This window comes from Actinophytocola sp. (assembly GCF_036402745.1).
In the GTDB taxonomy this organism is placed as follows: Bacteria; Actinomycetota; Actinomycetes; order Mycobacteriales; family Pseudonocardiaceae; genus Actinophytocola.
Window position 1 is genome coordinate 44,178 of record NZ_DASWSJ010000151.1, and the last position, 8,770, is coordinate 52,947.

General features: G+C 69.4%; 10 protein-coding genes and 3 tRNA genes. 8 read left to right on the plus strand and 5 right to left on the minus strand.

Annotated features, from left to right (window positions below; all coding sequences use genetic code 11):
* Window positions 1–66: 66 nt before the first annotated feature.
* Window positions 67–140 (minus strand) — tRNA-Phe (locus VGD70_RS14865).
* A 231-nt stretch (window positions 141–371) separates the two neighbouring features.
* Window positions 372–445, minus strand: a tRNA-Asp gene (locus VGD70_RS14870).
* 216 nt (window positions 446–661) lie between these two features.
* On the opposite strand from VGD70_RS14870, the gene VGD70_RS14875 reads away from it, so the two are divergent.
* The 4 genes from VGD70_RS14875 to VGD70_RS14890 are packed head-to-tail and all read left to right on the plus strand — an operon-like array spanning window position 662 to window position 3,262.
* Window positions 662–1,789, plus strand: a complete 1,128-nt coding sequence (locus VGD70_RS14875) for a type VII secretion target (protein ID WP_331082031.1) — start codon at window positions 662–664, stop codon at window positions 1,787–1,789.
* Window positions 1,790–1,800: 11 nt separating this feature from the next.
* Complete coding sequence (locus tag VGD70_RS14880) at window positions 1,801–2,184, plus strand: hypothetical protein (RefSeq protein WP_331082032.1); 384 nt, start codon at window positions 1,801–1,803, stop codon at window positions 2,182–2,184.
* 5 nt (window positions 2,185–2,189) lie between these two features.
* Window positions 2,190–2,738, plus strand: coding sequence for a DUF3558 family protein (locus VGD70_RS14885; protein WP_331082033.1), 549 nt, complete (start codon window positions 2,190–2,192; stop codon window positions 2,736–2,738).
* Window positions 2,739–2,770: 32 nt separating this feature from the next.
* Window positions 2,771–3,262, plus strand: coding sequence for a hypothetical protein (locus tag VGD70_RS14890; protein WP_331082034.1), 492 nt, complete (start codon window positions 2,771–2,773; stop codon window positions 3,260–3,262).
* A gap of 237 nt (window positions 3,263–3,499) precedes the next feature.
* On the opposite strand, the gene VGD70_RS14895 is transcribed toward VGD70_RS14890, so the two are convergent.
* Both VGD70_RS14895 and VGD70_RS14900 read right to left on the minus strand, forming a co-directional pair.
* Window positions 3,500–3,575 (minus strand) — tRNA-Glu (locus VGD70_RS14895).
* Between the two features lie 108 nt (window positions 3,576–3,683).
* Window positions 3,684–3,932 carry a hypothetical protein gene (locus VGD70_RS14900; RefSeq protein ID WP_331082035.1) on the minus strand — a complete coding sequence of 83 codons (249 nt, stop codon included), beginning with the start codon at window positions 3,930–3,932 and terminating at the stop codon, window positions 3,684–3,686.
* Between the two features lie 393 nt (window positions 3,933–4,325).
* On the opposite strand from VGD70_RS14900, the gene VGD70_RS14905 reads away from it, so the two are divergent.
* Together VGD70_RS14905 and VGD70_RS14910 are read left to right on the plus strand one after the other, a co-directional pair.
* Window positions 4,326–4,538 (plus strand): heavy-metal-associated domain-containing protein, encoded by a 213-nt coding sequence (locus VGD70_RS14905; protein ID WP_331082044.1) that lies wholly within the window; start codon window positions 4,326–4,328, stop codon window positions 4,536–4,538.
* 631 nt (window positions 4,539–5,169) lie between these two features.
* On the plus strand, window positions 5,170–5,508 hold the full coding sequence (locus VGD70_RS14910; RefSeq protein ID WP_331082036.1) for a hypothetical protein: 339 nt from the start codon (window positions 5,170–5,172) through the stop codon (window positions 5,506–5,508).
* An 80-nt stretch (window positions 5,509–5,588) separates the two neighbouring features.
* On the opposite strand, the gene VGD70_RS14915 is transcribed toward VGD70_RS14910, so the two are convergent.
* Window positions 5,589–5,792: a cold-shock protein gene (locus VGD70_RS14915; protein WP_075127229.1), complete on the minus strand. Its 204-nt coding sequence runs from the start codon at window positions 5,790–5,792 to the stop codon at window positions 5,589–5,591.
* Between the two features lie 348 nt (window positions 5,793–6,140).
* On the opposite strand from VGD70_RS14915, the gene VGD70_RS14920 reads away from it, so the two are divergent.
* Window positions 6,141–7,355 (plus strand): L,D-transpeptidase, encoded by a 1,215-nt coding sequence (locus VGD70_RS14920; RefSeq protein ID WP_331082037.1) that lies wholly within the window; start codon window positions 6,141–6,143, stop codon window positions 7,353–7,355.
* Between the two features lie 128 nt (window positions 7,356–7,483).
* The gene (locus VGD70_RS14925) at window positions 7,484–8,398 is read left to right on the plus strand and encodes an AraC family transcriptional regulator (protein WP_331082038.1); all 915 of its coding nucleotides are present in this window, start codon (window positions 7,484–7,486) and stop codon (window positions 8,396–8,398) included.
* The last annotated feature ends 372 nt before the right edge of the window (window positions 8,399–8,770 follow it).

Genomic DNA, 8,770 nt, shown 5'->3' on the forward strand with positions numbered 1-8,770 from the left:
TCAAGAGAAGTGCCGGCCTCACAACAAAAAACGCCCCGGAGGACGAAGTCCACCGGGGCGCGGAAGTGGCCAGGGGCGGGATCGAACCGCCGACCTACCGCTTTTCAGGCGGTCGCTCATACCAACTGAGCTACCTGGCCAGAAGATCAGGAAGACCTAGAAAAGACCCAGGAAAAGACCAAGACCAAAGATCTTGACCCAGACCCGAGACCCTGATCTCCGAAGCTGGTCCAAACCCAACACACCAACGCTGGGTCCGGAGAAGCTCGCACCGTGGGGGGTTTGGGGGGCTCGGCCCCCCAGCATCACCAGGAAGCGAAAAGGGCCTGCGCCCTCCGCAGGCAGAGATCACCTAGAGCTTCCGCCTTCCGCGACCCAGACGGGACTCGAACCCGCGACCTTCGCCGTGACAGGGCGACGCGCTAACCAACTGCGCCACTGGGCCTTGCTGTAGTACGTGCTCCCAACGGCATTCACCAGCATCGCTCGGAACGAGGGGAACTCTAGCAGACGCTCGTTCCCGTCCTGACCGGGGTTTCGGGCCTGCCCATGAGTGAACAACAGGCAAACAGTGAGTGTCCGCCCGACTCTTCGATCACGGCCGCGTGGCCGCTGCCCTAAGTTCGGAGCGTCACGTTCCGTCATCGGGGGGTTATCCAGCATGACCGGGTTCAGTGTCCAACCGCCGGCGCTGCGCGAGCTCGCCGGCCTGCTCGACCGAGCGCAGGAGGACGTCCGGGCCGGCCGGAAGTACCTGCAGGAGGGCGTTTCCAAGATCAGCGGCGAGGGCGTGATCAACCGGATCACCGACAGCCACGACGCGGTCGTGCACACCCTCGACACCTGGCTCGGCGAGGTCGCCGACGGCGCGCTGGCGGCCACGTCCACCGCGGTCACCGACGCGGCCGGCTACTACGAGCGCACCGACCAGGCCTCCGCCGCACAGCTCGACGCGACCTACCCGGCGGCCGAGCTGACCGACGCCCGCGAGCACACCGACTACGTGCCGATCGAGCCGCCGGAGGGCACCGGCCGCTTCGGCGACGTGGTCGAGCCGCAGGAGCACCTGACGGACGTGAAGGACTACAGCCGCGAGCTGGACGGCACGCCGAACTGGTGGGACGCGTTCAGCCCGATGGTGCACATCGGCAACGCCATCGAGTCGGTCACCTGGCTGGCCGCACAGCTCGGCTGGATCGCCCACCCGATCGACCCGCAGGCCGAGATCGTCAAGCCGTGGGTCGGCGACTGGGCCGGGGTCCGCGCCGCGGCCGACGTGTTCGAGAGTCTCGGCCAGCTGTCCCGGCGGGTGGCCATCAACATCAACTGGGCCTCGCAGAGCACCGAGGACGTGTGGAAGGGCCACGCGGGCGAGGGCTGCGCGCTGTACCTGATGAACCTCGGCCGGCCGTTGAACGACGCGTGGCGGCCGCTCGACGAGCTGAGCAAGCAGTACAAGACGGCGTCCGAGGAGATGGTCACGCTCCGGGACGCCGTGGTGAACGTCCTCAACCAGATCGGCGACGCGGCCATCGAGGCGGCCGTCGCCGCCGGTATCGGCGGGGGCGCCGCCTCCACCGGCGTCGGTGCGCCGATCGCGATCGGGGCCGGGCTGTTCGCCGCCTGGAAGATCAAGCGGGTGGTCGACGGTGTCAGCGAGATCTTCGGGCTCATCGGCCAGCTCGACACCGCGCTGAGCGTGGTCAAGGCCGCCCAGACCGACTTCGGCGGTCTGTCCGGCCATGCCTCGATGCCCCGCCTGCCACCCCACCCGGAAACCCCGCGCTGACAAGGATTTCGATGACTCAGTTTCCGACCAGCCTGGACAAGCTCATCGAGCTGGCCAAGGGCACCCCGTACGAGCACCTGGCGAACGACGAGAAGGCGCTGGAGCGGATGTTCCTGGAGACGCTCAAGGCCAGCGACGACCCGATGCTCCGCGAGATCGGCGGCGGTATCGCCGACGGCTCGATGACCTGGCACACGGTCGCCACGCACTCCGCCTACGCCGAGGTGGTCGAGGAGAGCCTGGAGAAGGCGCGCGAGTTCGACGGCGGCGCGCTGGTGGGCGGGCTCGACCAGGAGCGGGCGAAGGTGGCCGAGGAGCAGCAGCGGACGCGGGAACGCGCCGAGGTGGAGGACGCCGAGGACTCGTTCCAGGGCGTACTCCGGCGACGCAGGTGAGGGCCGTGGCGGCGCTGGCCGCGCTGGTCCTGCTGCTCGCCGGCTGCGCGAACGAGCCCGCCGGCGATCCGGCCGTCACCCAACCCCCGTCCGCGTCCGGGCTGCCGTCGGGCTACCAGGTCCCCGCGATCGCCGACCCGCTCGACCCGGGCCGCTTCGCCGCCGACCCGTGCGCGTTGCTCACGCCCGGGCAGCGCACCGAGCTGGGCCTTCCGGACACCGAGCGCAACGAGCTGGCCGGCACGGTCGAGTGCCTGCTGCACCCGTCCGGGGACAAGGTGACCACGGTCCAGCTGCAGCTCATGACCGATCGGGGCCTCGCCGACCTGGTCGCGCAGTGCCGCGGCGACAGCGCTCCGGCGGCATGCGCGACCTGGGCACCGAGCACGGTCGAGCGATACCCGGCGGTGCTCGACACCGGTGGCCAGTGCCGGCTGATGGTGGGCGTGGCCGAGCAGGCCGTGCTACTGGTCAATGACGAGAAGGAGCCGGAGTGCCGGCGCGCGAGCGAGATCGCGACGACGGCGTTGACCACCCTGCGGGAGGGATCCTGAGCAAGCCCCGCAAGCCCTTGCCCCGTAAGCCCTTGCGCCGCACGGCCTGGGGTCTGGTGGCCGGCGGGCTGGCCGGCCTGGCGCTGATCGTGGGCGCCGGGCTGATCGCGTCCGCGACCAGCCAGCCGGCCGGGCCGGGCGACGAGGCGACCTGGCCAGCCGGGGAGACGATGGCCCTGTACCGCGTTCCGCTGCGGGCCGGTAGCGACAACAGCCTGGTGGCCCACTGCCGGCTCACACCCCAGGACCAGCAGACCGCAAGCGACTTCGACGTCACGGTCCACGAGCGCGTGACCCCCGACTTCTCCGGCGACGCCACGATCACCTGCGACCAGGAGGTGACCCTGCAGACCGGTGTCGCGCTGACGGTCTCCGAGATCACCCGGGGCCCGCTGCTCGTCGTGCCGCTGTTCGCGGTCGCGATCGGCATCCTGTGCTTCGTGCCGCGCTTCACCTACTACTGGGCGAGGATCAACACGACCGGCTGGATGCGCAAGATGTTGCGGATCCCCCCACCAGACTGACCATGGTCATGAGGCCGCGTCGCGGGTGCCGGTGAAGGCGATCGACGTGGACCCTCACCCACACCAGGTCGCCACCGACCTGTCGCATCAGGCGAACCGGACCCGTGGTTGACCAAATCTGGTCTGTATGTGGGAACGCGATAGTGACCATGTCGCCATGGCCGCGCCGTTCACCAGGGCTCGAGCGGCGCAAGGAAGACACGAGGTTCACGTTCAGGCGGAAGACGCCTGGTGAGATGGTGCTCCCAACGGGATTCGAACCCGCGCTGCCGCCTTGAAAGGGCGGAGTCCTAGGCCGCTAGACGATGGGAGCCCGGGTTGCCCGCTTCGGAGCACGGAAAGCATAGGACACAGCGAGCCCCGCCGACAAAGCGGGTATCGGCAACCGTCCTACCTCGGGAAACCCGGGCCACCGAAGCGGCTACCGACGGACCGGTGGGACGCCGTCGTCGCCCGGCACGAGGCCGAGCATCTCCAGCATCTCGCGGCAGTCGTCGACGTCCTTGGCGCCGCGGGCCACGGCGAGCTGGGCGCGGCGCACCTGCTCGTCGCTGACCCGCGAACTCTCGCCCGAGCGCGGAGCGGGGACGCCGCCCGCACCGAAGGCGAGCGAGGTGTCACGGGTGTCGTGCTGTAGCAGGAAGTCACGTACTTCGACCGGTCCGCTCATGTCAGCCTCCCCGACCATCCAGGTGTTGGCGGGAAGGCTATGAGACCGAGGGCACCGTCCACAGCCCCCCGAGGAGTGAATCCGGACCCCACGGATAGTAGTCAGGGGTGATCCCGGCACCCCTCCGGTGAGCGAGACCGTTCGTGTGACGGACCCGCGATCACTCGAACGGACGCACAATCGTCACTGCGCACCCGCCGCATACGCACCGAAACGACACCCCGCCGATGGGGCACGCCCATCGGGTTATGCGATGACCTGCGGTAACGGCATATCGGACAAGCAGACCCATGTGGGGGACACGGCATGCCTCAAGCGCGGCGTGTCGCACTCCGAAGATCTCGAAGGGATGGGGAGTTCGCGAAGAGGAAGAGGAGGAAACCTGTAGTGCCCATGCACACGATCTACAACGTGTACGACGTCACCGGGATGACCTGCGACCACTGCGCCGCCTCGGTCACCGAGGAACTGTCGGAACTGGACCACGTCACGGACGTCGCCGTGAACCTCTCCACCGGCGCCGTGACGGTCGCGAGCGCCGGCGAGCTGAGCCGGCCCCGGGTCGAGGCGGCCCTCGCCCACGCCGGCCACACCCTGGCCGACTGACGGCTCCAGAAGGCTCCCTCCGCGGCTCCCGGCCGCTCCGGATCCCACGGCCGCGCCGCCGCGGGATTCCGTGGGAGAGTTCCGCTCCACGGTCAACAGTAGGTGAATAGTTCTCTCAATTTTTCGCCCTTACCTACTCCCCTGATGCGCGTGCGCGTGCAACAATCGTTTCGCTGACACACCCCCGGTCAGCGCCTGTGGAGATCCCCTCCGGCCCCCGCGTTCCTCCCCCTGGCGCGGGGGCCTCTCCATCTCTGCTCGTCGCCTTGCGCCTTCGCTGCGCTTCTCGGCTCGCCGTCGCCCTCGGCCCCTCCTCGGCTTCGCCTTCGGGCACATCGGCCCTCGGCCGCCGCGCTCGTACCCGGCCGACCTCTCGCTCGGCTTCGCCTTCGGGGCTCCTTGGTCCTCGCTCGGCTTCCCTTTGGGGCGCAGGGGGTCTTCGGGAGCCACATTTGGGTGGGTGTGATCTGTTCGTTGTTCGCTCTTTTTTGCCTTCGGGGTCGCTCACTTGGGGCGGCACAGCCCACCTGAGGTGGGCTTTCCTCGCCACTACTGAGCGTGCCTATACCTTTACCGGTGAAAACCGGTTGTCTCGCTTGGTAGACCGCAATCAGTTCGTTACCCTCGCGATGTGCTTTTCACAGGACGTAGCCGACCGACTGTCAAGGCGGCAAACGACGCCGCCAACGCCGGGCGCCATCGCACCGAGGGCCAGGAGCAGCAGGACGACCGGCCCGACGAGGAGCTGGAGTCCTACCTCGCCGCGCTCTCCCCAGAGGGCGACCCCGAGTCCACAGGGTCCGGCCGCCGGTTCGGCGGCGCGCAGGTCTACCAGCTGCGCCTCCCCCTGATGGCCAACGAGCAGCTCCGCGAGCTCGCCGCCCACCACCAGACCTCCCCGATGGCGCTCGCCCAGGAGTGGGTCCTCCAGCGCCTCGAATGGGAGTCCCAGCACCTCCACCGCCGCTAGACCCCAGGCAACCCCGACAACGACAACCAGCAGGGCCCCGGTCGCAACCGACCGGGGCCCTTAGTCACACGCCGAGAGAACTAGAGCGCACGAACGTTCGTGGCCTGGGGGCCCTTGGTGCCTTGGCCGACCTCGAACTCGACACGCTGGTTCTCCTCCAGGGTGCGGAAGCCCTTGCCCTGGATCTCCGAGTAGTGCACGAAGACATCGGCACCGCCGTCATCGACAGCGATGAAGCCGAAGCCCTTCTCGGAGTTGAACCACTTCACAGTGCCCTGTGCCATCTACCTGCCTCCATCGCAGGATCAGCATGGGGTTACACCGTGCAACCCCGGCAGCCCCCGGGCGTTGCCTCCGCCAACCTCAGCGAAAGAGCCGCACGCCCGCGTTTTCGTTCCGCGAGCGTGGAAAGCACGAACACAGAAACTACGGCCTGCGCGAGAAAGCGTATCGCGGAGAGGAGCCGGAGCACTACCACCAGCACACGGAGGATTACGCCCCACACACGATCTACGCAGGCTGAGCAGGGGTGATCATTTGTGATCTGTGTCACATCCCAACGAGCCAACGTCACACCGGCCAAAGGCGTCGAAAGAGGTGTGCGGACGTTGGGGTATCGACAGGGGGATGGCATGGGTGCTCGTTGGGGTGGAGTAGGTCGCAGACGGTCGCTCGGGTTGGCGCTGCTCGCCGCCGGGGTGGTCGCGACGCTGGGGCTCACGGCGTGCAGCTCCGCCGGCCGTGACGGGCGGTCGGACAGCGGCTCGGCCGGCAGCCCGAAGGTCCAGGCGGCCCCCAAGCCGGCGGCCAAGATCGCGCTCCAGCCGGCCGCGGGCGCGCAGAACGTCAGCCCGGTGGCGCCCGTCGCGGTCACCGTCGCCGACGGCACCATCGAGGCGCTCACCCTCACCAACCCCACCGGCAAGCAGGTCAAGGGCACCCTGGCGGCGGACAAGACCTCCTGGACGGTCGCCGAGCCGCTCGGCTACGCCAAGACCTACACCTGGGCCGGCACCGCGCTCGGCGCGGACGGCGAGCAGACGCAGATCGCCGGCGCGTTCACCACGGTCACCCCCGGCTCGCTGATCGGCACCTCGATCAACACCGGCGACGGCAAGACCTACGGCGTCGCGATGCCGATCGCGGTCACCTTCGACGGGCCCGTCACCGACAAGGCCGCCGCCCAGCGCGCGATGACCGTGCAGACGTCCGTGCCGGTCGAGGGTGCCTGGGCCTGGCTCGACGACCGCCGGGCGCACTGGCGGCCCAAGGCCTACTGGCCGGCCGGCACCCAGGTCACCGTCAACCTCAAGCTCTACGGCGTGCCCTACGGCGAGGGCAGCTACGGCAACGACGACCTGACCTCGCACTTCACCATCGGCCGCAACCAGGTCGTCAGGGCCAACACGCAGACCCACCGGCTGCAGGTGTTCCGCGACGGCAAGCTCATCCAGGACTTCCCCGCCAGCATGGGCCTCGAGTCCGACCCGGGCCGGGTCACCAACAGCGGCACCCACGTCGTGATGTCCAAGCACGAGTCGTACTCGATGTCCAACCCCAAGTACGACTACTTCGACGTCGTCGTCCCGTGGGCGGTGCGCATCTCCAACAACGGCGAGTTCGTCCACGGGTACGGGCCGTCGGTGTGGGCGCAGGGCAAGCAGAACGTCTCGCACGGCTGCGTCAACCTCTCCCCGGCCAACGCCAGGACCTACTTCGACAGCGCGCTCGTCGGCGACCCGGTCGAGGTCTCCGGCAGCAACAAGCAGCTCGACGCGGCCGACGGCGACTACTACGACTGGGCCCTCCCGTGGGACCAGTGGATCGCGATGTCCGCCGCCGCCTGACCGGTGAGCGGGAGTGCCGGAGCGTAGCGGCGAAGCGAACAACCCAACACGGTCGCCTGACCCAACCGCCTTACCCGGCCCGGCCGTCGCGGGCATAATCCCCCGCGACGTCGAGGGCGGGAGTGGCGATGCACGGTGGGGCGCAACCCCGGCGGGTCCCGGCCAACCTGGAACGCCGGTTCGCCGCGCTGTCCGCGGTGCTCGGCGCGCAGGCGACCGGCAGCGCCGAGGACCAGCCCGACGACGACGTGGCGGCCGGCTACCTCGTCGTCCGGGCGTCCGGGGCCAGCGCGGCCCGGATCGCCATCGACGCGATCCGCCAGCCCTCGCTCGCCAAGGCCAGGGCGGAGCCGGACCAGATCCAGCTCGTCATGCGGGCCTCGCTGCCGCGCTACCTGCCGGCCGGCGGGGTGAGCCTGAGCTTCCCGGAGTGCTCGCTGCGGGCCCAGCCGGCGGGGCGGCACGGGACCGTGCTGCTGACCGTGGCCACGAGCAAGCTGTCGATCAGCTTCGGTGAGCTGCGGCCGCTGCTGTTCCGCCCGGTGCCGGTGGAGCGGCCGCTGCAGACGCTGTTCGCGGCGGCCGTCGCGCACCTGCTGGTGGTGGCCGAGTCGCTGGACCAGCACGGGATCAAGCCGTACCTCACGGGGCTCGCCGAACTGGTGCTGCGCAGCGCGTTGCGCACCGAGCTCAACCGGGCGGACGCGATCGCGACCCGGCGGCGCGACGCGGTGGAGTACATCAAGGAGAACCTGGCCGACCCGGCCCTGTCCGCGGACCGGATCGCCGACGCGATGTTCATCTCCCGCCGCCGGCTCTACCAGCTCTTCGACGACGGCGACGGGGTGTCCGGCCGGATCCGGCAGCTGCGCATCGACCTCGCCAGGGAGCTGCTGGGCGACCCTGCGCACGCGGTGAAGGGCATCGGCGAGATCTCCCGGCAGTGCGGTTTCGCGAACGCGGCGCACTTCTCGCGCACGTTCCGCAAGGTGGTCGGCGAGACGCCGCGCGACTACCGGGACCGGGTCCTGTCCGGTGTTTGATGGTCCGCTCCGCCGCCCCCGCGCACGGTCAGTAACGCGAGGCGTACCAGGTGGGCGACTCGCCGACATCTCCTTGACGTCGCGCACGAAGTGGGCCTGGTCGGCGTAGCCCAGCTCGGACGATGTCCGCGGTCGGCGCGGCCCTCGGGTCCGGGTCAGGCCACCGCGTCCACAATGGACCGTGCATTGGCCCTGTCCGGGCGGGATCCCACCCGGCTGACGAAGCACTAGCCGGTGGCCACCCGCATGCGGGGGTCGTTCGGCGCCACCTCGAAGTCCACTGAGGACACGAGCTGGCCCAGGACGGTAGCCAGCTCCAGCCAGCCGCGGCCGGTGGTCGAGTGGAGGGTGAACACCGCCATCCGCTTGCCC